We start from the raw sequence: 23,130 nt of genomic DNA, 5'->3' as shown, positions 1-23,130 counted from the left end.
GACGCGACCTAGACCGCGTCGGGCAATTCGTGGCGCAACTGCGCAAGCCGTTCAAGACAGACCTTGCCGGCACTGCGCATCTTATCCGGGTCACCGTCGCGTCCGATCTGGTTCAGATGGCGCGCGGCCTCCTGAAGCGGAAGGGCCCCGATGGCGCTGGATAGCGACAACAGGATATGCGTCTGGCTGCGAATGGCGGGCACGTCACCCGCAACCAGCGCGTCCTTCAGATATCGTTCCACCATCGCCAGATCTTCGCGCAGACGGTCCAGCAACTGGTCTTGGAATTCCGGGCCGGCTGCGCTCATCAATTCGGACAGCGTCACGGCGGACAGTGCCGGTGCCATTTCCGGTGCCCAGCCGGACGGATCGGGCGCAATCTTCAGATAGTGGTGGATTGTCTTGCTGAAATCCTCGATCGATCCCAGCGGCTTGGCCAGAATTCCGTCGGCCCCGGCTTCATAGATGACATCGCGGTTGTCGCGCAGGACATAGGCCGTCATCGCCAGCATCGAAGTGGGCGGCGCGATGCCCCGTGCCTGCCGCAGCCGTTCGGACCGCAGCACATCGAGACCGCCCAGCACCGGCATCTCGATGTCCACCAATACCAGGTCGAACCGTTCGCGGGCCATCCAGTTCAACGCCTCGATTCCGTCCCGCGCCAATTCGCATTCCGCGCCCAGCCGGGTCAGCATTCCGCGTACCAGCGTCCGGTTCGTCGCACTGTCGTCGGCGACCAGAACGCGGTACCCCCGCAGATCGGGCAAGGCATCGTCGGGCTCGTCGGCCCTGCACCAGACCGCCTTTGGAAGCGTCAGCGTCACACGCGCGCCGCCGGTCGCGACATTGGCCGCCGTCAGAATGCCGCCGATCGCCTTGGCATGGGCGGCGGCGATGTGCAGGCCCATCCCGGTGCCCGGAGCGCCCCCCTCGCCGCGCGCGGCAGGTTCGAACAGAACCGGTAGCAGATCGGGCGGAAACCCCTTGCCATTGTCGCTGACGCAGATGCTCAGGGTCTCGCCGTGGCTATACAACTCCGCGCCCAGCGTGACGCGACCGCCTTCGGCATGGCGCAGTGCATTGCCCATCAGGTTCGACACGATCCGGCGCAGATGCAGAAGGTTGATCTGCACAATGGCGGGAAGGTTCGCGGCGCGGTCCAGTGTAACTTTGGTGCCGGTACCATGCGCGGCCCCGTGCCAGCGCCGCACCTCATCGTCCAGAAAGCGGCTCAGATTCAGGTTGCCGACCAGTCCGACGGTGTCACGCGGTGTGCCACCCAGCAATTCCTCGACCAGACGGGCCAGCAATTCCGAGGCCGTCTGCACCCGGTCCAGTTGCTGTAGGGCGTCATCCGGCAGGGTATCGCGGTCCATCAGGCGCACGCCGCCGATCACATCGGACACCGCCGAACGGATGTCATGCGCCAGCAGTTGCATACCATCGGGCGCACCGGGTCCGGAGACCCCGACATCGGGGTCTTGAGCATCGCTACCGTTATGGCCCGCACTGTCTGTCATGCCACGGGATAGCCCAGTCGCTGCAGAGCCGTGCCGATCTCGTCCAATATGGCAGGGTCGTCGATGGTCGCGGGGACCTTGTCCAGAGTGCCATCCGCTACCTTGGCCATCGTGGCGCGCAGGGTTTTGCCGGATCGTGTCTTGGGCAGTCGATCCACCACGCAGGCCAGTTTGAACGCCGCGACAGGGCCGATGCGATCGCGGACCAGTTTGACGCATTCGGCTACGATCTCGGCCTCCGGCCGGTCGATGCCTTTGGTCAGGCACAGCAAGCCCAGCGGCAACTGCCCCTTCAGCGCATCACCGACACCGATCACGGCACATTCGGCGACGTCGGGATGCGTGGCAAGGATTTCCTCCATCGCGCCGGTCGACAGACGATGACCGGCGACATTGATCACGTCGTCCGTGCGCGCCATGATCCAGAGGTATCCATCGGCGTCGATCATGCCCGCATCGCCGGTTTCATAGTAACCGGGAAATGTCTCCAGATAGGCCTTGCGGAACCGCGCCTCGGCGTTCCACAGCGTCGGCAGGGTGCCAGGTGGCAGCGGCAGCCTGATCGCGATGGCACCCAGCGTGTCGACCGGCAACGGCTCTCCGGCCTCGTCCAGCACGCGCACATCATAACCCGGCATCGGCACCGAGGGCGAACCGGTCTTGACCGGCAACGCCTCCAGCCCGATCGGATTGCCGGCGATGGTCCAGCCGGTTTCGGTCTGCCACCAATGGTCGATCACCGGCTTGCCGGTCACCTTCGCGATCCAGTCGACGGTGTCGGGGTCGGCGCGTTCTCCGGCCAGGAAAATCGTCCGCAGACCCGACAGATCATGCCCGGCCATCATCGACGCCTGTGGGTCTTCGCGGCGGACCGCACGAAATGCAGTCGGTGCGGTAAAGAACGCTGCGACCTTGTGGTCGGCCATCACCCGCCAGAATGTGCTGGCGTCGGGGGTGCCGACGGGCTTGCCCTCGAACAGGACGGTAGTGCAGCCGTGGATCAGCGGCGCATAGCAGATGTAGCTGTGCCCCACGACCCAGCCGACGTCGGATGCGGCCCAGAAAACCTCGCCCGGCGCGACGCCATAGATGTTGGCCATGGACCAATCCAGCGCCACCAGATGTCCGCCGGTCGCACGCACCACGCCCTTGGGCGCGCCGGTCGTGCCGGAGGTATACAGGATATAGGCCGGATGATTGCCCGCGACGGGCACGCACTCCACCGGATCGGCCTCGATGAAATCCTCCCAGTCGGTGTCGCGCGGGGTCATGTCGGCAAGGCCCTGTTCGCGCTGCAGGATCACGCAGAACTCGGGCTTATGCGTGGCCTGAGCGATGGCCGCGTCCAGTAGAGGCTTATAGGGAACGATGCGTCCCGGTTCGATCCCGCAGGACCCCGCCAGGATCGCCTTCGGCTGTGCGTCGTCGATGCGAACGGCCAGTTCGGCGGCGGCGAAGCCCCCGAATACGACGGAATGGATCGCGCCGATCCGGGCGCAGGCCAGCATCCCATCCAGCGCCTCGGGGATCATCGGCATATAGATGATGACCCGATCTCCCTGCTCCACACCCCGCGCCTTCAACGCTCCGGCCAGACGGGCGACGCGATCCTGCAATGCGGCATAAGTGATACGCTTGACGCTGCCCGTTACAGGACTGTCATAAATAACCGCCAACCGGTCGCCATGCCCTGCCACGACGTGACGGTCGACCGCGTTCCAGCAGGTGTTGACCAGACCGTCCGCATACCATTCCGGCACCGGCCCGCCCAGATCGTGCAATGCCCTGGACGGCGCGCGGTCCCATTCGATAGTATGCGCCTGATCCATCCAGAAGCCTTCGGGGTCGTCGATCGACCGCTGCCATTCGGATTTCCAGCCCATCGCATCCCCCTTGCGTGTACATGTCCGTGTTCTAGTTTGCCCCGACGGCCACGCGCAAGGCTGCGCCTTCGGATCCGGAACATCGCCGCCGCGATTGCAACCGCTCCAGATCAATTGCGGGGAACGCGATGGGCGACATCCTCCGGGACAGAGCGGCCATGGTCTGCGCCTGCATCGACACGCACCTGATGTCAGGCGCAATCCTGTTCAACCTCGGACGATGCCTGGTCGGTTGGACCACGACCCGGCTTCAGTCGCACTTATCCGAAGCCGACCGGAAGTGATCGTCTTTACCTTGGCGATGGCGATGGCCATGATCGCCCTGCCACCTTGCGCCGACGCGCCCTGACCGGAAGGACGATCTGATGGACCTGCGACCGCTTGACGAGACCACTTCCGTCGCCCCGATGCTGGAGCCGTCGGACATGGCGGCAATGGCCCGCGAAGGCATCACAACGGTCATCTGCAACCGTCCGGACGCCGAGGTTCCGCCCAGCCACCGGGCCGCCGCGATGCAGTCCGCTGCCGAAGCCGTCGGGCTGGCTTTCGTGTTCAACCCGGTTGCAGGCGCAGCCCTGACCCTCCAGGCGGTCGAGGAACAGGCAGATGCCATCGACGGCGCGGAAGGATCGGTCGTCGCCTATTGCGCTTCGGGTACGCGATCCGCGATCCTCTGGGCGCTGGCGATGGCGGGGCGGATGCCGGTCGATGAGATTCTGGCGGCGACGGCGGGGGCCGGATATCAACTTGACGGTCTGCGGGCGCAGATCACGGCATTGGAGGCCCAGCAATGACCGTCGCGAACAGCCCGGCAGGCAAGCGTTGGCATGACATGGGGGGCGACCTCGATCATCCGCTCGCGGGAACGATCCCCAAAGCGGACCACGATTTCGCGATCTGGGAGAAACGGGTCGATGCGCTCGTGGTGTTGGCTGGCAAGAAGGGTGTCTTCACCGTCGACGGTTTGCGCCGGGTGCTGGAGGACATGGGGGAAGACGCGTTCGAGACCATGACCTATTACGAACGCTGGGTCGCCGCGCTTAATCAGAACATGCTGGAACAGGGCATCTATTCGGTGGCTGAGCTGGGCGCGCGCATGGAACAGGTGCAGGCGCGGGGCACCACCTACGGAGAAGCGAACGATGCCCACGCCTGACCCCCTCGCCCCCGGTGCGCGCGTGCGCGTCCGCACCATGATGCCCCCCGGCCACGTCCGGACGCCCGCCTATCTGCGCGGCCACGTCGGACGGGTCGAGCGCGTCCTCGGCCCCTTCGGCAACCCTGAACAGAAGGCCTATGGCCATACCGGCGACAGGCTGCCCCTCTATCGCGTACGCTTCGCAATGGCAGACATATGGCCCACGTCCGAGGCCCCGTCCGACACGCTGGACGCCGAAATCTATGCCCATTGGCTGGAGCCGCTCTGATGCCCCACGATCACCAAGACCACGACCACGATCATTCCGGCATGTCGCCCTCGGGGCATCCCTACCGTGAAGATCAGGACAGGACACGCAGCTATTGGCAGACAATGGAAATCGCGGCCCGCGAATTGATGATCGAGAAAGGTGTCATCACGGCGGATGAGGTTGCCGCCCAGATCGACGCGATGGACGCCCGCAGCCCGGCACGCGGGGCTGCCATCGTCGCCCGGGCCTGGCTGGACCCCGAATTTCGAAAGCTGTTGCTGGTCGATGCACCCGCAGCCTCGACCGAACTGGGGATCGACATCGGGCCTTTGAACCTGATCGCGGTCGAGAACACCGACAAGGTGCACAACGTCGTCGTCTGTACGCTCTGCTCCTGCTATCCGCGCGACCTGCTGGGCCTGCCGCCCGACTGGTACAAATCCCGCGCCTATCGGACCCGCGCAGTGCGCGAACCACGCAGGGTATTGGCCGAATTCGGTGTCGAGGTGCCGCAGGACGTGACGGTCCGCGTCCACGACAGCACCGCCGACATGCGCTACATCGTCATTCCCGCGCGGCCTGGGGGTACCGACGGGATGGACGAAGCCGCGCTGGCGACCCTCGTTACGCGCGACAGCATGATCGGCGTGGGACAGGCGCGGCAGCCGGGCTAGGCCAGTCCCGTTGCGGTCTCAGCGGCCCCGAATTCTCGGATCCAGCGCGTCGCGCAGCCCGTCGCCGACATAGTTGATCGACAGCACGACAAGCGAGATCGCCGCACCGGGCCAGAAAGCGCGACCGGGATACAGCTCCAGATAAGGGACACCATCGTTCAACAGACGACCCCATGTCGGGAAATCCGGTGGAAAACCGAGGCCGAGGAAGGACAGGGCGCTTTCCGTGATGATCGCGGTCGCGATGCCCAGCGTGGCAGACACCATGATCGGCGAGAGAACGTTCGGCAGGACATGCCGCGTCACGATCCGCCGCGAGGGCGTGCCGATGGACCGCGCGGCCAGCACGAATTCCCGCTCCTTCAAGGCCAGCACATCGCCGCGCACAATGCGAGCGGTCTGCATCCAAGACGTGACGCCGATGGCCGCGACGATCAGGATGAAGATCCCCGTCTCCACCCCGAAAGCGGCAGTCAGGGGTTCGCGAAACAGCAACACCATGACCAGCAGCAGCGGCAGCAGCGGCAGCGCCAGAAACAGGTCGGTGAACCGCATAAGCGGCCCGTCCAGCCGCTTGAAGTAACCGGCCAGCACACCGATCAGCGTGCCCAGCACTAACGACAGGGCCATCGCCGTCAGGCCCACGGCCAGCGAAACACGACCGCCCGCGATCATCCGGGCGAACATGTCGCGCCCCAACCGGTCGGTGCCGAGCGGATGCGCGAGACTGGCCCCCAGATTACGTGACCGCATGTTGGATTTGATGCCCGACTCCAGATCGACGAATAACGGTCCGAACACCACCAGACCCACAATCGCCAGAAAGATGGCCGCCCCCGCCATCGCGCCCTTGTGGCTGCGGAACTGGTCCCAGACGTCCCACCACTGGCTGCGGGCGCGGGTCAGCAGGATCGGCTCCGCCCCGGCAACGGCGGCCGAGGCGACGACAGTGGCCATGTCGCCCCCGACGGGCGTGTCCGGGTCTCGGGCATCAGTCATAGCGGATCCTCGGATCAAGAATGCCATACAGGACATCCGCGATCAGGTTGAACAGCACGATCAGCACCGCGAAGATGAAAGTCAGCGTCTGCACCATCGGCAGGTCGTTGGCCTGAATGGCGGTGATCAGAAGCTGGCCGATGCCGTTCACCTTGAACACCTGCTCGGTGATGATCGCGCCGCCGAAAATGGCCGGGACACCCAGCGCGATGACCGTCACGACCGGGATCATCGAATTGCGCAGCACGTGGACCAGAACCACCGTCTTCTCGCGCAGGCCCTTGGCGCGCGCCGTGCGGACGTAATCCTGGTTCAGGTTGTCCAGCATCGACGCCCGCATGAAGCGCGACAACTGCGACGTGATCTGCAATGCCAGCACCATCACCGGCAGGAACATCTGCCGCACCTGCATCCCGAAACTCTCCCATGAATCCACGACCAGCCGGGTATCATAGATTGACGGGAACCACCGAAGCTGCACCGCGAAGATGATGATGACCAGCACCCCTGAAAAGAACGGCGGCACCGAAAAGCCGATCATCGTGACGAAGGTGCCGACCTGATCGAAGGCCGAATACTGGCGGTAGGCCGAATAGATTCCGACCGGGATCGCGATGGCGATCGCGACCAGATAGGCCGTGCCCACGACCCAGAGGGTCTGCGGAATGCGCTCGGCGATGGTGATGAAGACCGGTGCGCGGTTCTGCCAGCTGATGATCCGCAGACGTCCGTCGGCGAAATTGGTGTCGAAGAGGTAATCGAAAACGTTCAGCGGTTCGACCCAGAAGAACTGAACGATCCATTTCCAGAACCGGATATGCACCGGCTCGCCCAGTCCCAGGGCCTGCCGCATCTGTTCCTTGATCTCGGGCGGGACGGTCAGCGGCACGTTGGCCATCGGATCCCCCGGAGCCAGTTCGAGCAGCAGGAAAATCACCAATGCGATGAACAGAAGCGTCGGGATCGCGAACAGCAATCGTCGGATGGTGAAGGTCAGCATACCTTACGCCTCGGTTCAGGTCATCGGGGGATGGGGGGGCGCGGACGCCGCCCCCGATAGGTCAGGAAACGATCATTCGCCGATGCGATACCAGTCGGCGACGTTCCACAACTCGCTGTCCCAGACGTTCAGCTTGACGCCGCCCAGGCTGTTGGCGTGCGCTGACAGACGGCCACGGTGCACCAGTGGGATCTGACCGCCGTTCGACACGTACATGTCGTTCAGCTCCTTCGCGATGCGCTGACGCTCTTCGGGGGCGGCCGTGCGGCTCAGTTCCGCCCAGAGTTCGTCGTACTCCTCCATGCAGAACCGGGGGATGTTCTCGCCCTGCCACTGGTTCTCGGGGCTTGGGATCTTGCTGCAAAGCGGGCCACCCAGATACGACTGCGGATCGGTGCCGTTGAAGGTATTGGCGTACATTTCGACATCGGCATAGAACTTCTGGATGGTATCTGGCGATCCCGCGTCCCCGCCGAAGAACACCGAGCCGGAAATGTTGCGAAGCTCGACCGCGAAGCCGATTTCTTCCCACCATTCCTTGATCAACTGCTGGAAGTCCTGACGCACTGCGTTGGTGGACGTCTGGTACAGCATCCGAAGCTCGACGCCGTCCTTTTCGCGGACACCGTCGCCATCACTGTCGACGTAGCCCGCGTCATCCAGCAACTTCTTGGCGCCTTCGATATCCTGCTCCGAACATTCAAGCGCGGACGAATTGAACGCCTCGGGCGCGGGCACCAGGTTGCAGGTGACCTTGCCGGCCTGACCATAGCCGATTTCGACCAGCAACGGCCGGTCGATGGCCAAGGACAGGGCCTTATAGACGGCGGGATCCTGCAGGAACGGGTGCGGACGGATCACCGACCGTTCGTCCGGGCCAAGTGCCGGATCGGGGTTGGTGTGGTTCAGCTCGATGCGCTCGACCAGCGGGCCGAAGCCGACGACGGTCGTGCCCATACCGCCGGTTTCCATCTGGGCAATGACCTCGGGGGCCAGTTGCAGGTTCCAGGCATAGTCGAATTCGCCGGTCTGCATGACCGCGCGACCCGCCGCTTCGGCGTCGCCGCCGCCCTTGAAGTTGACCTTGGCGAAGGCAGGCTTGCCCTCGAACCGGAAGTTCGGATTGGCCGACAACGTGATCACGTCGTTGGTCTTGAATTCGTCCACGACGAACGGTCCGGTGCCGATCGGATTGAAGTTCTCTTCCGTGCAGGTCGAAGCTGCGGCCCCTTTGCAATTTTCGAACTGGGCCTTCTGCAGGATCGGGCTCTCGCCGCCGGCGAAGGCGGTATAGGGATAGGGCGTCGGCTCCTTGAAGTTGACGACGACCGTCAACTCGTCGGGGGTCTCGACACTTTCCACCGGCTCGAATTTCGCCCCCTGGGCGCAGCCGCCTTCGGGGTCGGTGCAATATTCATAGGTGAACTGCACATCCGCACTGGTGAAGGGCGTGCCGTCGGACCACACAAGGCCCGGCGTGATCTTCCAGGTGATCGACATCAGGTCTTCGGAGACGCCGCCATTCTCGACGGTGGGAATCTCGTCGACCAGCCAGGGCTGGATCGTGCCGGTTTCGTCAAAGCGGGCCAGCGGCTCGACCACCAGGCTTGCCGCCTCGACGTCCTTGGTGCCGCCCGACAGGAACGGGTTCATGGTCGACGGGGCTTGCCAGTACAGGATGCTGACTTCGCCGTCGCGCCCGCGCTCGCCTTCATGGCCCTCGGCAAAGACCGGGGCCGCGACGGCGAGCAGCGCCGCGCTGGCAAGCAGGACTGTTTTCGTATTCATGGATTACTCTCCTTGTTGGGCTCGACCATCGTTGTGGCCTCTGTATGTCTGCGGGTTGTGCCGCTTGGTCTTATGCTGTCGTGCAGGTGGCATGCAGCCCAATGGCCGGGCTGCACCTCACGGAATTCGGGGTCGATGCGGCTGCACACCTCCATCACACGCGGACAGCGGGTAGAGAAGTTGCAACCGTCAGGCGGATTCGCGGGACTGGGCACGTCGCCCTGCAACACGATGCGATCCCGCTTTTGTCCTGCCTTGGCCGGATCGGGTTCCGGCACGGCGGACAAAAGCGCCTCGGTATAGGGATGCAGCGGCGTGTCGTACAACGCATCGCGGGGGGCCAGTTCGACCAGCTTTCCCAGATACATGACTGCAACCCGGTCCGCGATATGGCGCACCATCGAAAGGTCGTGGCTGATAAACAGGTAGGTCAGGCCAAGACGGCCCTGCAATTCCTCCAGCAGGTTCACCACCTGCGCCTGTATCGACACGTCCAATGCGGCAATCGGCTCGTCGCAGACAATGAACTTGGGGTTCAGCGCCAGTGCGCGGGCGATCCCGATGCGTTGCCGCTGACCGCCGGAAAATTCGTGCGGATAGCGGTTAACGAAGGTCCGGTTCAGCCCGACCTGATCCATCAACTCCCCGACCCGCGCGATGCGCTCGGCCCGCGACATGCGGGTATGTTCCGACAGCGGCTCGCCGATAATGGCCCCGACGGTCATGCGCGGGTTAAGCGACGCCTGCGGATCCTGGAAGACCATCTGCATCGTGGGGCGCATGGTCCGCAAACTCATCTGCGACTCCTGCCCGATGGCCCGACCGTCCACGATGATCTCTCCGTCGGTAATATCATACAGCCGCAGCACCGCGCGCCCGCAGGTGGACTTGCCGCAACCGCTCTCGCCGACCAGACCAAGCGTCTCGCCTTCGACGATATCGAAACTGACGCCATCGACGGCCTTCACCGCGCCAACCTGACGGCGCAGGATGCCGGCATGGACCGGGAAATGCATCTTCAGGTTGCGCACTTCGACAAGTGGTCTGGTCATGCCGCCCCCTCTTTTGCCGTGTGGGCAAGCGGATGAAAACAGGCGACGTCGTGACCCGGACCGACGGTTTCGCGTTGCGGGTTTTCGGCGTGGCACCGCTCGAATGCCAGCGGACAGCGGTCACGGAACGCACAGGCCGTGGGGGCGGCACCCAGCATCGGCGGCTGCCCCTCGATCACCTGCAGCTTGGCCGCGCGCTTGCCCGATACCGTCGGGATCGTCTTGAGCAGGGCGCGCGTGTAGGGATGGCGCGGATCGTTGAACAGCGGAAACACTTCGGCGTGTTCGACGATCTGCCCGCCGTACATCACCGCAACCCGGTCGGCGATGCCCGCGATCACGCCCAGGTCGTGGGTAATCCAGACAATGGCCATGCCCAGCTTGCTGCGCAGGTCCTCGATGATTTCCAGGATCTGCGCCTGGATCGTGACGTCCAGCGCCGTCGTCGGCTCGTCCGCGATCAGAACCTTGGGGTCGCAGGCCAGCGCGATGGCGATCATCACGCGCTGCCGCATGCCACCTGAAAACTGGTGCGGGTAATCCGACAAGCGACCGGCGGCACCGGGAATGCCGACCAGTTCCAGCAGCTCGATAGCCCGCGCCCGTGCCTGTTTCTTGTTCAGACCCATATGGCGGCGCACCGGCTCCATGATCTGGAAGCCCACTGTGAACACAGGATTGAGCGAGGTCATCGGGTCTTGGAAAATGAACCCAACGTCCGAGCCTCGTATATCGCGCAACCTGGCCGGCGTGACCTGCAGCAGGTCTTCGCCATCCAGCAAAACCTTCCCCTCGCGCACTTCTGCAGGGGGTGACGGCAGAAGACCGACCAGCGACATCATCGTGACCGACTTGCCGGACCCCGATTCGCCGACGACGCCCAGCAGTTCGCCGGGTTTCACCTCGAAGCTGACCGAGTTTACGGCGTGAACCTCGCCCCTGCGCGTTTCAAAGACCGTGCGGAGGCCCCGGACCTCCAGCACGTTTCGGGTGTCGCCGTCCGGCATCCACCGCTCCCCATGTCCGGCATCCTTCAAGGTGGATGCAGTTTGTTCTCTGAGGGTCTTGCGCCCGTCATCTGAAGGCGACGCTATCAGATGATCCCGGTCCCGCAAGCGGTTTGCCCGTTTCCTGTGCAGCCCGCCCGGATCGCCCGAAGATTGTGCCGTTGGCTTGACTGTTGCCCGCGCGGGCAGCACCCATTGGACTGCACCTCCTGCAAAGGTCACCCCCGATGTCGCAAACCCGTTCCCGCCCAATGATTCTGACCGCCCGCGAGATCATGGAAAAACTTGTGGCATTCCCGACGGTCAGCCGTGACCCGAACCTCGATCTGGTCGATTGGGTCGAAGATTACCTCGCGTCGCACGGCGTCCCGGCCCGCCGGGTTTACGACGCGACCGGAAAAAAGGCGGCGCTCTACGCCAATGTCGGTCCCGAGGTGGCGGGGGGAATCGTATTGTCGGGTCATACCGATGTCGTGCCTGTCGATGGGCAGGACTGGACGATGGATCCTTTTGCCGTGACCGAGAAAGACGGGCGGTATTACGGGCGCGGCACCTGCGACATGAAGGGCTTCGACGCACTTGCCCTGGCAATGGTGCCCTATGCCCTGTCACGCGGTATCACGCGCCCCCTGCAAATCGCGCTGTCGTATGACGAGGAAGTCGGCTGTATCGGCGCACCGCCGATGATCGACGACATGCTGACACACCTGCCCCGCGCCGCCGCCGCCATCATAGGGGAACCGTCGATGCTGCGACCGGTGACGGGGCATAACGCTTCATCGATCACCGATGTCCACATTCACGGATACGAGGTCCATTCCTCGAAGCTGCCGCAAGGCGTCAGCGCCATCCACGAGGCGGGGCGCGTTCTGGGCTGGGTCAACGACTTGAACGACATGCTGATGGCGGAAACGCCCGACCCGGTGTCCGCAATGTTCGATCCTCCGCATACGACCGCCCATGTCGGTTTGATTGCGGGCGGCACGGCGCACAACATCACCGCAAGGGACTGCACCTTCAAGTTGGGCTTTCGGGTGCCTGCGGGCGACGACCTGGAACGTCACGAAGCAGCGTTGTCGGCTTTTCTGACAAAGCTGAATGCAACATTACGCACCAGGCACCCCAACGCTGGCGTCACATGGGACCGCAACCCGGGCGTGCCCGCGCTGAAACCGGAAACCGACGGCGTGGCCGAGGCGCTGATCCGCAGCCTGACGGGCGACAACGGCACCCACGTCGTGACCTATGGCACCGAAGCGGGTCAGTTTCAGGAACGCGGCTATTCCGCCGTGGTCTGCGGGCCCGGCGACATCGCGCAGGCGCACCAAACCGATGAATGGATCGATAAGGCTCAGTTCCACGCGGGCGAGGATCTGTTGAAGCGCGTGATCGATACGCTGATCTGATCGACTACCGGGCGGGAACCGATCGATGCAGATCCTCAGGTTATTCTCGACAAGATCGACCTTTGCCTGGACGGCCCGCCGCCCCGCCCGCGCGGACGATATGATCCGGGTGCCGTCACGGGCCCGCGCCAAACAGCGCGAAGGCTGGCCCGCCGGTCAAGGCGACGTGCCCCGCACCCGCGAAGACCGTCGTCAGGAGGGACGCGACTCCGATCAATCCTGATCGACTTGCAGGTTTGCGTTCTCAGGCGCACCTTGCCCGAAAAGGAGACCTGCAATGCCCGTCAAGAACCGCTTCGCCGAACTGCTGCCCGAGATCACAGCCTGGCGCCACGACCTCCACCAAAACCCCGAAATCCTGTTCGAGACACACCGCACGTCCAGGATCGTCGCCGATAAACTGCGCGACTTCGGCTGTGATGAAGTGGTCGAAGGCATCGGTCGCACCGGTGTTGTCGGCGTCATCAAGGGCAAGACCGGCTCGGGCAAGGTGATCGGTCTGCGCGCGGACATGGACGCCCTGCCGATCCACGAACAGACCGGTCTGGATTATTCTTCCAGGACGCCGAACGCGATGCACGCCTGTGGCCATGACGGTCACACGTCGATGTTGGTCGGTGCCGCCAAATACCTGTCCGAGACGCGCAATTTCGACGGTACCGTCGTCCTGATCTTCCAGCCCGCCGAAGAAGGCGGCGGCGGCGGCAAGGAGATGTGCGACGATGGCATGATGGACCGCTGGAACATCCAGGAAGTCTACGGCATGCACAATTGGCCCGGTCGCCCCGTCGGCAGCTTTTCCATCCGGTCCGGCACGTTCTTTGCGGCCACAGACCAGTTCGACATCACGCTGGAAGGCCGTGGGGGCCACGCCGCCAAACCGCACGAAGTCGTCGATACCTGCGTGATGACCGCCCAGTTCGTAACCGCCTTGCAGACCATCGTATCGCGCAATGCCGACCCGGTGGAGCAGATCGTCGTGTCGGTCACATCGCTGGAATCGTCGTCCAAGGCATTCAACGTGATCCCCCAGCGGATGCAGGTCAAGGGCACCGTCCGCACCATGACCGATGCGATGCGCGATCTTGCGGAACAACGGATCAGGGACATCAGCGCCGGTATCTGCGCGACATTCGGCGGCTCGGCAGACGTCACGTATCACCGAAGCTATCCCACGATGGTCAACCACGACGAACAGACCGCTTTCGCGGCAGAGGTCGCAACCGCGGTGTCGGGTGGCTGCGACGAGGCCCCCCTTGTCATGGGCGGCGAGGATTTCGCCTTCATGCTGCAGGAACGGCCCGGTGCCTATATCCTGGTCGGCAACGGCGACACCGCCCCCGTTCACCATCCCGAATACGACTTCACCGACGAGGCAATTCCCGCCGGTTGCAGCTGGTGGGCCGAAATCGTTGAACGCCGGATGCCTGCGACCTGATCCGCGCCTGACGCAGACGGGTCGCACCAAAGGGCGACCCGTCTTGGCCCGGACGACGCGCTGACCGGCTACATCGCCGCAGGCGTCAGGAAAGGTTCGATATACGACAGCACCTCGGCCCGCCCGTTCAGACCCAGCTTGCGGCATGCCCGTCCCTTGTAGGTCTCGACCGATTTGTCGCTGATGCCCAGGCGCTGCGCGATTTCCTTAAGCGTGAACCCCCGCCCATAAAGGTGCAGCGCCTGGCGTTCCCGCGCGCTCAGCTTCGGAATGCAGGCTTTGTCGACCTTGTCGGCATCTGCGGCGACGGACCGCAGCGCCATGGCCAGAACGTCAAGACCCATGTCACGGTCCACGACCCGGCGGATGGCATGTCGGTTGATGATCAGACCTGATCCCTTGCCAAAAAGCACGACACGGTTCGACGGGCAATCCAACAGGTCGGATGCACCGCTGACCGGGTCATCCAACGCATCAGGGTCAAGAACGACTATGGATTTCCCGATGACGCTGATCTCGTCACAGTCATGAATATCGATCCTTCGGACCTCGCCCAGTCCGGCCCGTTCGGCCGCACACTGAACGTCGGTCAGAAATGCATCGCACGGCGACATGACAACCACCGGAACAGGGCGGGCTGTGCGTATCATGACTTCGGAGGGAGCATTGGTGGACAGGGTGGATAAATGCTTCATAGGAAAACCTTTGAAAATACAAATTACGTCTCAGTCGTTGGCGGAAATTCGCCCGAAAGGCCAAATAGTCGGCATTCCCCGGCCTGCTAATGCGCAGGTCACGAAAATGCCTTGGTCTTAACTCATCTTTAACACATCCCCCGATAATTATCGACTCAAGGATTAGCTATGTCATGATTATTCATGACCTATCCGGGAACAAACCGTTTCCACTGCGATCCTGGCACCGCAAACCTTCCAGTATGGTAAGGATTTCAGGTGGATAATCTCCACAAGTGGCCCTCGAACTGCGCTTGTAAGGTTTTGCCTGACTGTATTCGTCCCGTTTCAGATGCAAATCATTCCCTGTTCCGACTGACCTGGGGGTCTTTGGACGACTGACACGACCGCGGACTGATTCGTCCGGGTCCGATTTCGCGACGGTATTTCATCCTCGGCGCGGGTCCTGTCGTCTTTCTTTTGTCCCTTCTCGTCCGTCGACATTGCCGACTACGGTTCCACGCCGTCGGCCACTTCAGGAAGGTTGATCGTCGCCGTGTTGGCGGCGGCATCAGAGAAGGACGGAGACTCCAATGAAAAAGTTCCTCACAACAACCGCGATCGCATCGGCGCTCGCACTGCCGGCGACGGCGGCGCACGAAAGTACCGATGTCACCCAAACCGTTGGCGCGCTTCAGGCCGCCCTCAATTCCATTGTCATCAACTTCGACGGCACCACCGTATCTCAGGCGGCCACCAACGCAGCCAACCTGATCAACTACACGGCCGACGATCTGCATGACGTTCTCCAGACGACCGATCCCAGCACCGGTGACGGTGGTCTCGGCCAGTTCGCTGTCAACAGCCTGGTTTCGACAGGCGGCTTCTCGGGCGGCGTATTCACGGGCGCCTTTGACGACGTCACGCAAACCGCGACCAACGTCGCCAACAGCATCGAAGCCCTGAACCTCGAAGACCTGGATCAGGATCTCGAGGCCACGCAGGTTGCGATCAACTCGATCTCGGGCCCGACCGGCATCACGAGCTTTAACCAGACGGCCGTCAACGCCGGCAACCTGGCAACTCTCGATGGTGTGCAGAACGACCTTGATCAGGATGTCGACGATACCGTCCAGACCGCCAGCAACTCGGCAGTGTCCAGCCAGGGCATCATCGTCATGGGGGCCGGAAACAGCCAGTCCGCGACAAACGTGGTGAACAGCGCGACTATCGTCGGCAGCGTCGGCAACCATCTTGAGCAGGACGTCGATGACACCCTGCAGGACGCGTCGAACCTGTTGTCCAACGGCGGCGGTGAAAGCATCTTCACCTTCGATCAAAGCGCGGTCAACGCGGCCAACCTGGCCACTGTCGACAGCCTCGATGACGATGTGAACCAGGACGTCGCTGATCTGGCTCAGACTGCTTCGAACGCTGCAGTCAGCACGGGCGGTATCTTCAACGGTGTTCAGGCCGCGACCAACGTCGCAAACAGCGTCACTGTAGCCGGGGCCGTCGATGACGACATCATCCAGAGCGTCAGCGAGAGCGGGCACCATCCCCAGCCCGTGTCGCAGTCTGCGTCCAACGTGGCCGACGCCGACGGCGATGTCGGTGGAATGATACAGAACGCTGTGAACGCCGCCAACCTGGCCACGGCCGCAAGCGTGGGCGATAACGTCGATCAATACGCCTACGATCTGGATCAGGACGCTGACAACCTGGCCTTTGCCTTCGACGGCAATATCAACCTCGTCGATCAGGCTGCGACCAACGTGGTCAACAGTCTTGATATCGCCGGTACGGTCGGTGGCAATGTGTCCCAGACCCTCGGCGACTCGTCGCAGACGGCCGGAAACACTCTGGACGGTGTCCTGAGCATCTCGAACTCGACTCAGGCCGCCGTCAATGCCGCGAACCTCGCGACGCTGATGACTGTCGGCGGTGATATCGACCAGACCGTCGAAGACGTTGATCAGCTTGCAACGAACGAGGCACTTCTGGTAATCGGTTCGGTCGCAGGTAACGAGGTTGATCCAGTCACTATGGAAGCGATACCAGCCACTCAGGAAGCGACCAACGTCGCCAACAGCGTGTCTGCTGCCGGTGACGGGCTCGAGATCGAAACGCTCGATCAAGAGGTGATTGATGCGACCCAGATTGCCGCCAACAACATCGGTGCATCGCCGATCGGGGGCGATGAAGTGACCGGTGTCGCGAACGTCAACCAGACCGCCGTCAACGCCGCGAACCTCGCGACGCTGCAGGACGTCAATGTCTCGCTGGACCAGTCCGTCTCGGGCCTTGGACAGCTGGCCATCAACACTGTCGTTGATGTCGATGCATCGAAAGGTGGCATCTCGGACCTGACGCAGGCTGCGACCAACGTTGCCAACTCGGCCACGCTGGATGACGTCGAAGCCTCGGCGACCCTGACCCAGACGGCCGACATGACCGGCTTCCTGAATGGTCAGGCTGCACTGAACTATGTCGAGTTCGGCAAGTTCGGTGTGACGACTGCGGCCCAGACCGCCACCAACGCGGTAAACCTGGCCACGCTGGACGCGTTGCGCGGAACCCTGTCGCAGGAAGTCATCAACGGCGCCCAGATCGCGGGTAACCTCGTGAACTACTCCGGTTCGACTGGTTCGGCTCCGTTCTTCGACTCGGCCGGGACCGTCAGCGGTCTGACCCAGACTGCGGTCAACGCCGCGAACCTGGTGACCGTGAAGACGCTGCCCGACCTCGGCGGTCTGGAAGTCTCGCAGTCCTACTCCGGCTTCCAACTCGCCGGCAACGGTCTCTACGACGCCGATACGATCAATAATGTGACGCAGGCCGCGACCAACGTTGCGAACTCGATCAGCAACCCGCCGCCGTCGGTCCCGTAATCTAGGGCACCACGATAGATCAATCGGAATGGCGGCACCCCGCCGCCATTCCTCCCCCGCCCCTCAAAATCGGTATCTTCCCATGCAGCGCACGCTCACAGCTCTCGCCCTTCTCGGCCTGACGACGACAGCCGCCGTAGCGGAAGGCCCCGAAGGCATCATCCTCAATCAGATCGCCACCGGCGACCAGATCGGCACCAACATCGCAGTCGTTCAGGGCAGCTCCTACATTCTGAACGGTGACGACGCTCCGGACATGGACGGCTATTCCGAGTTGTTTGACGAATTCGTGACAGTCGGCGAAGGCTCCGGCGTCGGCCTGCCCCCTGTCATTTCTGCCGACCAGGTCGACCAGTCGGTGCTGAACGCGGTCAACATTCTGCTGTCAAGCGGCACCGTGGTATCCCAGGCCAATCAGACTTTTCTGGGCGAACAACGCGCCATCAACATCATGGAAGCCAGTGAAGAAGGCGGATCCCTCGCCGTGTCCCAGACCGGCGAGAACCTTGCGAACATCATTATCGTCGAACAGGTGGACAACGTCCGGCAGGCCTTCGGCCCCGGCGCGATCCAGCAGGTCATCAACGAAATCGGCGGCGGCACCGGCAGCCTGCGTGGCATAAGCCAGATCGGGCGCAATACCGCGAACATCGTGATCGCTGACGTGTCCATCGGATCGGGGGAACAGCTTTTCCCCGATGAGACCTCGCAGGAAATCGAGAACACGGTCAATCTCGATCAGGCCGGGTCGCTGCCGGGCCGGATCGTGCAATCCGGCACCAACATCGGCAACGTGCTGATCGCGGACGAGGTCTATAACGTCGCGCGGGTCTTCTCGGGCGATCAGATCGTAAGGAACACCGTCAATGCGGCTGACGGCCGGACGCCCTACGGCGTCAGCCAGTCGGGTCTGAACATCGCCAACTTCGTATCTGCGAATATTGTCAACGGCCTGACGCAGGTGTCCGATGGTCGCCAGGTCGTCGAGAACAACCTCGAAGGCGTGACCCTGGCCGATCTGGAAAACGGCGTCCCCGGCTATACCCATTCCAGCACGAACATCGTGAACCTTCTGGATATTCGCAACGACGGCTCCTCCCGCTCGGGCGATCCTATCGTGGCGACCCAACGCGCCGATCAGGAACAGCGGGTTCAGGCCAGCGATGGCATCCATACACAGGTCGGCAATGCGGCCACGATCGAGCGATGATGCCAGTCACTTGATCGATGTCAAACGACGCCCCGTATCAGAACCCGATTTCCGAGCATGACTGCGATGCACACCAGGGCCCGGCGCTGATTCGCGGCGCCTCGGGCCATTCCTCCGGTTTGTTGACGGAATAATCCACCGCACGCCTGCCATAGATCTGGGCGCTGTCGGCCAATCGCTCACCGCAGATCGACGCGCCCTGCGACCGGACCAGCCGCTTGACCAAACGGCTGAGGCGCGCGTCCGTGCCCTGCGGCTCGGGCAGGCCAAGCGTCTGGAAGAAACGGCCGATTTCGGCTGAATCGTTGACCGGCGACCCCGGAAGGGTCTGCTCGCAGGTGAAGGCAAGCGTCCGGTAATTCACCATCGATTCAAGGAAAAGCGTCGGATCGTAAGGCGGGGTTTCGGGCGCAGGGCGCTCCTCCACCGGCGGCAAAGTGGTCTGCGCCGCGACCGGCCCCCAGACCAGTCCGACGGCAAATGCCATCACGATCGTAGCCCGCATCAGGTCGGCTCCACCGCGACGGCGGTTACACTTGCATCGGTAACCTGCTGCTGCGCCTGAAATTTCGGCAGGAAGCGATCGCAACTTCCGTCATGGTTCAGCGTTTGCGACACGATGTCATAGGCAGCTTCGGCCAGCATCCACCGGATACCCGCGTGCAGGCCTTCCTGCGATCGCGATCCGATCTGCACGTCGAACAGTTCGTCCCCGAAGAACCGGAAGATCGACCCGAAAACCTCGACCCCGACAGCCTGCTTGGAATAGGCCTCGGCCATCAGCAACTCGGTCGTGCGCGTATCGGTCACCCGCAGATCCGCCGCTACCGTCAGCGCGAAATTCCGGCGTCCGCCGGAAAGTCCGAACAGTCCGGCTTCGGCCCCGCGAGAATAGGTGTTGAAATCAAGCTGCGTGATCGCGCCGTCGATGACGATGTCAGAGCCACGCAGCGACCCCCGCTCCAGCGGGCGATAGTTGAGCGGCTCGCCTTCAACGATGGTCACGCGGCCATCACCCAGGATCTGCTCGCGGGCGCGGGCGATCTCGAATTCGGTGACGGTCGTGTTCACGCGGTTCACCTGCCGGACACCGGCCCGAGAAAGCGCGGTCACCAACATCCCGGCCGTATCGCGCGGGATATACCCGCCCGTTTCGTCGACTTCGATCTTCTGCGTCAGGTCCGAGATGATATGGACGGAAAAGACGCGGTTCGAGTTTCGAACGGCGGACGAATTGGACAGGCATTCAAGCGCGGCATCAGCCGGCGTGGCCGTGACAACCGGGATCGTGCCGTTGAATTGCGGGGTCGGGGCGCTGAACGGGATCGGCAATGCGGACTGGCAACCTGCCAGAACCAGAGTGGCGACGATGCTTGCGCGGAAACGAAGCGATTTCATTCGCCGGCCGCCGAGACCGGAATGGCGTTCATGACGGCGACTGCCTCTTCTATGGAGGTGGAACTAAATGCCGTCGCTGCCGGGGCGGGCTCGCCCCCGATGGTATTGGTCGATCCACCCTCGGATTCCTGGATCGTCTGATCGCCGGTGTTGTCCTGACCGACGTCGATCGTATTGTCTCCGTTGCCACTGATCGTGATCGAAAGCGAATTGCCGGTCTGCCCGCCCGAAGCTGCGGCGGCAGCGGCGTCGCGGCTGTCCTCGTAAACCTTGTAATTGAGGCGTGTCTGCTCGCCCTGCAGCAGAATCTGCCTTTCGGCCGGGCTGCGGAACTGGAACGAGACGGATTCGCCGAATCCGTTCGCCGATGCGACACCGGCTGTGAATATCGCGGAAATCGCGATTAGATTTGAAAGTCGGGACATGAAAATATCCTCATAAATCAGACTACAATACTGCGGCACACCACGCGTCGCGCGATCCGGCCTCTAAAACCTTGCCATAACTCCTTTGCGACAGGGGTAATTCCGCAAGGTTCTGTCCGGGTTTATTATCAACTGCGGCCAATCTGTCGCAACTGAAACGTTACACATTTCCGACTCCATCATCGGCGCTCCATGCCTTGCTGGCAAGGGCATCGGCCCGCAAAAATCACATAAACCGTTATTCTCGAACGTCACTTTCGTTTTCCGATTCCCGCAGCGCTCGCCGCAGTATCTTGCCCGTGGCCGTCATCGGAAGACTGTCCACAAACTGCACGGACCTCGGTGTCATATGTGGCGAAATCTGGGCAGAAACCCTCGAAATCAGCTCGTTTTCCAAATCCGGGCCGCGATCCGGTGCCACGACGAACGCCGTCACAGCTTCACCGCGCCTCGGATCGGGCAGGCCGACGACCGCACACATGACAACGTCGGGGTGCCCGGTCAGACAGGTTTCGATCTCGCTCGGACCGATGCGGTATCCCGATGATGTTATCACGTCGTCGTCCCGACTGATGTATGTGATGACTCCACCGGCCTCTCTCCGCCCGAGGTCTCCCGTCCTCAGCCATCCGTTCCGCCACTTGCCGACGGTTTCCTCCGGCTTGTTCCAGTATCGCAGGAACGCCGCAGGCGATCCGCGTGTGCAGATTTCCCCGGTCTCGCCCACCCTGACGTCCTGTCCATCCGCTGCCTGAACCGCGACCTCGACCCCCGGCACCCCGCGCCCCAGGGTGCCCGGTCGCAGATCCTGCGTGCCGGCACAGCTTGCCATCACCAGGTTGCATTCCGTCTGGCCGTATATCTCGTTGATCGGAACGCCAAGGGCATCCCGCCCCCAGTCCAGCAGATCCGTGCCCAGCGCCTCTCCACCCGACAGGACCGCGCGCAAGGCCAGACCGCGCGGCACTTTCGTCCGCCGCAACAGCTTCAGCGCGGTTGGTGGCAGAAAACTGGCGGTCACGCCCTCGGCCACCATAAGCGCCCAGGCCGCGTCCGCGTCGAACTTGGTGAACCGCTTGGCCACCAGCGGCACACCGAACCACAGGCAGGGCATCGCCAGATCCATCAACCCGCCGATCCATGCCCAGTCCGCCGGGGTCCAGCCGACGTCGCCCTCCACCGGAAACCCCTCCAGCGCCGTCTCGACACAGGGCAGATGTCCGATCAGGAACCGATGCGCGTGCAACACGCCCTTGGGCGTGCCCGTCGTGCCGGAGGTATAGATCATCATCGCCGGATCGTCGGCCCCGGTGTCCGCCACCTCCGCTATCGGTGGTCCCGACAGGTCCCAATCGTCCGCGTCGATCCGCAGCGTCAGATCGGCCAGGTCCAGCGGTGCGATCCGCGCCAGTCCCTCCGCGTCCCCGACAATGGCCCGTGCGCCCGAATCCGCCAGCCGGTAGGCCAGCGCATCCGGCCCGAACAGCGTGAACAGGGGCAGGGACACGGCACCCAGCTTCATTGCCGCCAGATGCGCCACCATGACCTCGGCACGCTGCGGCAACAGGATCGCGACACGGTCGCCGCGTCCGATGCCGCCGCGCGCCAGCACCCCCGCCAGACGGTCCGACGCGTCTTTCAGGTCGCGATATGTCCAGACCCGTCGTCCGTTGGACAGGTCGACAATGGCCGCGCGATCCGGATCCTCCTCGGCCCAGCTGTCGCAGCAGCCGACCGCAATGTTGAACCGTGCGGGCACATCCCAGACGAAGGTCCCCCGCATCTCGGACCAAGGGGCCAGATGCGAAATCGTCCGCCGTTTCATCCGGTCCGTGCCAGCGTTACGGAGTGCAATCCGCCCAACGGCAAGCCCAGTGCCTGCAAGGCCGACAGCGAAATCTGCGGCCCGCCCGCGCCACCCAGCGGACGCAGCGTTACGGCAATCGCTTCCCCGTTCCCGGTGCGGACCGTTCCGGGCGTATCCGACGCCACCAGCTCCGACTTGACCCATAGTCCGCCGTCCGTCGGATCACCCAACGCGACTGTGACCGTCCCCAACGCGCCGCCGACGGGCGCTGCGGCCGCAGCCTGACGGGCGGTGGCCTTGTCCGCCTCGGACACGGTGTCCAGCGAGGCGACGGACGTCGCCGGTCCGGTCACCACGGGCGGCGCGGTCGGGGCAGTCGCCGTTGCTGTCGCCGGGGCTGAAGCCGACGCGTCTCCGGGCGGGGTCCGGTCAAGAGATGCAAACTGGCCGCAACCGGCAAGAACGGCGGGCAGGATCAAAAGGTATCGGGTCATCGGAACGGGCCTCGCATGTTTGCACAGTGTCTTATCCTAGTGCGCCGCACCTCTC

Annotated in this window: 22 protein-coding genes; 9 read left to right on the top strand and 13 right to left on the bottom strand. The window is 63.2% G+C overall.

Annotation, left to right across the window (positions count from 1 at the left end; translation table 11 throughout):
* Positions 1–8: 8 nt before the first annotated feature.
* Entirely contained in the window at positions 9–1,520 is a 1,512-nt protein-coding gene (locus BMY38_RS09645) for an ATP-binding protein (protein WP_092762266.1), read from the bottom strand.
* Positions 1,517–3,403, bottom strand: a complete 1,887-nt coding sequence (locus BMY38_RS09640; RefSeq protein WP_092762264.1) for an AMP-binding protein — start codon at positions 3,401–3,403, stop codon at positions 1,517–1,519. Before BMY38_RS09640 ends, BMY38_RS09645 begins: the two co-directional genes overlap by 4 nt.
* A gap of 365 nt (positions 3,404–3,768) precedes the next feature.
* Here BMY38_RS09640 and BMY38_RS09635 point away from each other — a divergent pair, with 365 nt between their 5' ends.
* From BMY38_RS09635 to nthA, 4 genes are read left to right on the top strand one after another with little or no spacing between them, the layout of a single operon-like run.
* Entirely contained in the window at positions 3,769–4,197 is a 429-nt protein-coding gene (locus BMY38_RS09635) for a protein tyrosine phosphatase family protein (RefSeq protein WP_092762262.1), read from the top strand.
* Positions 4,194–4,559, top strand: coding sequence for an SH3-like domain-containing protein (locus BMY38_RS18615; protein ID WP_092762260.1), 366 nt, complete (start codon positions 4,194–4,196; stop codon positions 4,557–4,559). The genes BMY38_RS09635 and BMY38_RS18615 overlap by 4 nt, the downstream gene beginning before the upstream one ends.
* Complete coding sequence (locus BMY38_RS18610; RefSeq protein ID WP_092762258.1) at positions 4,546–4,830, top strand: SH3-like domain-containing protein; 285 nt, start codon at positions 4,546–4,548, stop codon at positions 4,828–4,830. The genes BMY38_RS18615 and BMY38_RS18610 overlap by 14 nt, the downstream gene beginning before the upstream one ends.
* Positions 4,830–5,486 carry a nitrile hydratase subunit alpha gene (nthA, locus tag BMY38_RS09620; RefSeq protein ID WP_092762256.1) on the top strand — a complete coding sequence of 219 codons (657 nt, stop codon included), beginning with the start codon at positions 4,830–4,832 and terminating at the stop codon, positions 5,484–5,486. Before BMY38_RS18610 ends, nthA begins: the two co-directional genes overlap by 1 nt.
* Before the next feature lie 18 nt (positions 5,487–5,504).
* Here the strand turns inward: nthA and BMY38_RS09615 are convergent, their stop codons facing one another.
* The 5 genes from BMY38_RS09615 to BMY38_RS09595 form a co-directional block, all read right to left on the bottom strand.
* On the bottom strand, positions 5,505–6,485 hold the full coding sequence (locus tag BMY38_RS09615) for an ABC transporter permease (RefSeq protein WP_092762254.1): 981 nt from the start codon (positions 6,483–6,485) through the stop codon (positions 5,505–5,507).
* Positions 6,478–7,485 carry an ABC transporter permease gene (locus BMY38_RS09610; RefSeq protein ID WP_092762252.1) on the bottom strand — a complete coding sequence of 336 codons (1,008 nt, stop codon included), beginning with the start codon at positions 7,483–7,485 and terminating at the stop codon, positions 6,478–6,480. The genes BMY38_RS09615 and BMY38_RS09610 overlap by 8 nt, the downstream gene beginning before the upstream one ends.
* 72 nt (positions 7,486–7,557) lie before the next feature.
* Positions 7,558–9,273, bottom strand: a complete 1,716-nt coding sequence (locus BMY38_RS09605; RefSeq protein WP_092762250.1) for a peptide ABC transporter substrate-binding protein — start codon at positions 9,271–9,273, stop codon at positions 7,558–7,560.
* Complete coding sequence (locus BMY38_RS09600) at positions 9,270–10,325, bottom strand: ABC transporter ATP-binding protein (protein WP_092762248.1); 1,056 nt, start codon at positions 10,323–10,325, stop codon at positions 9,270–9,272. The genes BMY38_RS09605 and BMY38_RS09600 overlap by 4 nt, the downstream gene beginning before the upstream one ends.
* A complete protein-coding gene (locus BMY38_RS09595; RefSeq protein ID WP_092762246.1) occupies positions 10,322–11,332 on the bottom strand; it encodes an ABC transporter ATP-binding protein in 1,011 nt (336 codons plus the stop codon). Before BMY38_RS09595 ends, BMY38_RS09600 begins: the two co-directional genes overlap by 4 nt.
* Before the next feature lie 227 nt (positions 11,333–11,559).
* On the opposite strand from BMY38_RS09595, the gene argE reads away from it, so the two are divergent.
* The 3 genes from argE to BMY38_RS09580 are packed head-to-tail and all read left to right on the top strand — an operon-like array spanning position 11,560 to position 14,176.
* Entirely contained in the window at positions 11,560–12,738 is a 1,179-nt protein-coding gene (gene argE / locus BMY38_RS09590) for an acetylornithine deacetylase (protein ID WP_175495837.1), read from the top strand.
* A gap of 25 nt (positions 12,739–12,763) precedes the next feature.
* Positions 12,764–12,961: a hypothetical protein gene (locus tag BMY38_RS09585; RefSeq protein ID WP_092762242.1), complete on the top strand. Its 198-nt coding sequence runs from the start codon at positions 12,764–12,766 to the stop codon at positions 12,959–12,961.
* 54 nt (positions 12,962–13,015) lie between these two features.
* Complete coding sequence (locus BMY38_RS09580) at positions 13,016–14,176, top strand: M20 aminoacylase family protein (protein WP_092762240.1); 1,161 nt, start codon at positions 13,016–13,018, stop codon at positions 14,174–14,176.
* A gap of 68 nt (positions 14,177–14,244) precedes the next feature.
* On the opposite strand, the gene BMY38_RS09575 is transcribed toward BMY38_RS09580, so the two are convergent.
* On the bottom strand, positions 14,245–14,790 hold the full coding sequence (locus BMY38_RS09575; protein ID WP_175495836.1) for a helix-turn-helix transcriptional regulator: 546 nt from the start codon (positions 14,788–14,790) through the stop codon (positions 14,245–14,247).
* Positions 14,791–15,443: 653 nt separating this feature from the next.
* On the opposite strand from BMY38_RS09575, the gene BMY38_RS09570 reads away from it, so the two are divergent.
* Positions 15,444–17,741, top strand: coding sequence for a beta strand repeat-containing protein (locus tag BMY38_RS09570; RefSeq protein ID WP_092762237.1), 2,298 nt, complete (start codon positions 15,444–15,446; stop codon positions 17,739–17,741).
* An 82-nt stretch (positions 17,742–17,823) separates the two neighbouring features.
* Complete coding sequence (locus BMY38_RS09565; protein WP_092762235.1) at positions 17,824–18,951, top strand: hypothetical protein; 1,128 nt, start codon at positions 17,824–17,826, stop codon at positions 18,949–18,951.
* A 37-nt stretch (positions 18,952–18,988) separates the two neighbouring features.
* Here BMY38_RS09565 and BMY38_RS09560 read toward each other — a convergent pair whose 3' ends face one another.
* The 5 genes from BMY38_RS09560 to BMY38_RS09540 form a co-directional block, all read right to left on the bottom strand.
* Positions 18,989–19,456, bottom strand: coding sequence for a hypothetical protein (locus BMY38_RS09560; RefSeq protein ID WP_092762233.1), 468 nt, complete (start codon positions 19,454–19,456; stop codon positions 18,989–18,991).
* Positions 19,456–20,349, bottom strand: a complete 894-nt coding sequence (locus tag BMY38_RS09555) for a CsgG/HfaB family protein (protein WP_092762231.1) — start codon at positions 20,347–20,349, stop codon at positions 19,456–19,458. The genes BMY38_RS09560 and BMY38_RS09555 overlap by 1 nt, the downstream gene beginning before the upstream one ends.
* A complete protein-coding gene (locus BMY38_RS09550; protein WP_092762229.1) occupies positions 20,346–20,774 on the bottom strand; it encodes a hypothetical protein in 429 nt (142 codons plus the stop codon). Before BMY38_RS09550 ends, BMY38_RS09555 begins: the two co-directional genes overlap by 4 nt.
* 238 nt (positions 20,775–21,012) lie before the next feature.
* Positions 21,013–22,599: an AMP-binding protein gene (locus BMY38_RS09545; RefSeq protein WP_245737562.1), complete on the bottom strand. Its 1,587-nt coding sequence runs from the start codon at positions 22,597–22,599 to the stop codon at positions 21,013–21,015.
* The gene (locus BMY38_RS09540) at positions 22,596–23,075 is read right to left on the bottom strand and encodes a hypothetical protein (RefSeq protein WP_092762227.1); all 480 of its coding nucleotides are present in this window, start codon (positions 23,073–23,075) and stop codon (positions 22,596–22,598) included. Before BMY38_RS09540 ends, BMY38_RS09545 begins: the two co-directional genes overlap by 4 nt.
* Positions 23,076–23,130 lie beyond the last annotated feature (55 nt).

This window comes from Jannaschia helgolandensis (genome assembly GCF_900109285.1).
GTDB classification, from domain to species: Bacteria; Pseudomonadota; Alphaproteobacteria; order Rhodobacterales; family Rhodobacteraceae; genus Jannaschia; species Jannaschia helgolandensis.
Note: the sequence above shows the minus strand (reverse complement) of the source record. Positions and strands in the feature narration are given on the sequence as shown.

What these genes read in the sequence shown, in the direction of transcription:
- BMY38_RS09645 (WP_092762266.1), bottom strand. Translation starts at nt 1,520, where the DNA reads ATGACAGACAGTGCGGGCCATAACGGTAGCGATGCTCAAGACCCCGAT.
- BMY38_RS09640 (WP_092762264.1), bottom strand. Translation starts at nt 3,403, where the DNA reads ATGGGCTGGAAATCCGAATGGCAGCGGTCGATCGACGACCCCGAAGGC.
- BMY38_RS09635 (WP_092762262.1), top strand. Translation starts at nt 3,769, where the DNA reads ATGGACCTGCGACCGCTTGACGAGACCACTTCCGTCGCCCCGATGCTG.
- BMY38_RS18615 (WP_092762260.1), top strand. Translation starts at nt 4,194, where the DNA reads ATGACCGTCGCGAACAGCCCGGCAGGCAAGCGTTGGCATGACATGGGG.
- BMY38_RS18610 (WP_092762258.1), top strand. Translation starts at nt 4,546, where the DNA reads ATGCCCACGCCTGACCCCCTCGCCCCCGGTGCGCGCGTGCGCGTCCGC.
- nthA (WP_092762256.1), top strand. Translation starts at nt 4,830, where the DNA reads ATGCCCCACGATCACCAAGACCACGACCACGATCATTCCGGCATGTCG.
- BMY38_RS09615 (WP_092762254.1), bottom strand. Translation starts at nt 6,485, where the DNA reads ATGACTGATGCCCGAGACCCGGACACGCCCGTCGGGGGCGACATGGCC.
- BMY38_RS09610 (WP_092762252.1), bottom strand. Translation starts at nt 7,485, where the DNA reads ATGCTGACCTTCACCATCCGACGATTGCTGTTCGCGATCCCGACGCTT.
- BMY38_RS09605 (WP_092762250.1), bottom strand. Translation starts at nt 9,273, where the DNA reads ATGAATACGAAAACAGTCCTGCTTGCCAGCGCGGCGCTGCTCGCCGTC.
- BMY38_RS09600 (WP_092762248.1), bottom strand. Translation starts at nt 10,325, where the DNA reads ATGACCAGACCACTTGTCGAAGTGCGCAACCTGAAGATGCATTTCCCG.
- BMY38_RS09595 (WP_092762246.1), bottom strand. Translation starts at nt 11,332, where the DNA reads ATGCCGGACGGCGACACCCGAAACGTGCTGGAGGTCCGGGGCCTCCGC.
- argE (WP_175495837.1), top strand. Translation starts at nt 11,560, where the DNA reads ATGTCGCAAACCCGTTCCCGCCCAATGATTCTGACCGCCCGCGAGATC.
- BMY38_RS09585 (WP_092762242.1), top strand. Translation starts at nt 12,764, where the DNA reads ATGCAGATCCTCAGGTTATTCTCGACAAGATCGACCTTTGCCTGGACG.
- BMY38_RS09580 (WP_092762240.1), top strand. Translation starts at nt 13,016, where the DNA reads ATGCCCGTCAAGAACCGCTTCGCCGAACTGCTGCCCGAGATCACAGCC.
- BMY38_RS09575 (WP_175495836.1), bottom strand. Translation starts at nt 14,790, where the DNA reads ATGTCGCCGTGCGATGCATTTCTGACCGACGTTCAGTGTGCGGCCGAA.
- BMY38_RS09570 (WP_092762237.1), top strand. Translation starts at nt 15,444, where the DNA reads ATGAAAAAGTTCCTCACAACAACCGCGATCGCATCGGCGCTCGCACTG.
- BMY38_RS09565 (WP_092762235.1), top strand. Translation starts at nt 17,824, where the DNA reads ATGCAGCGCACGCTCACAGCTCTCGCCCTTCTCGGCCTGACGACGACA.
- BMY38_RS09560 (WP_092762233.1), bottom strand. Translation starts at nt 19,456, where the DNA reads ATGCGGGCTACGATCGTGATGGCATTTGCCGTCGGACTGGTCTGGGGG.
- BMY38_RS09555 (WP_092762231.1), bottom strand. Translation starts at nt 20,349, where the DNA reads ATGAAATCGCTTCGTTTCCGCGCAAGCATCGTCGCCACTCTGGTTCTG.
- BMY38_RS09550 (WP_092762229.1), bottom strand. Translation starts at nt 20,774, where the DNA reads ATGTCCCGACTTTCAAATCTAATCGCGATTTCCGCGATATTCACAGCC.
- BMY38_RS09545 (WP_245737562.1), bottom strand. Translation starts at nt 22,599, where the DNA reads ATGAAACGGCGGACGATTTCGCATCTGGCCCCTTGGTCCGAGATGCGG.
- BMY38_RS09540 (WP_092762227.1), bottom strand. Translation starts at nt 23,075, where the DNA reads ATGACCCGATACCTTTTGATCCTGCCCGCCGTTCTTGCCGGTTGCGGC.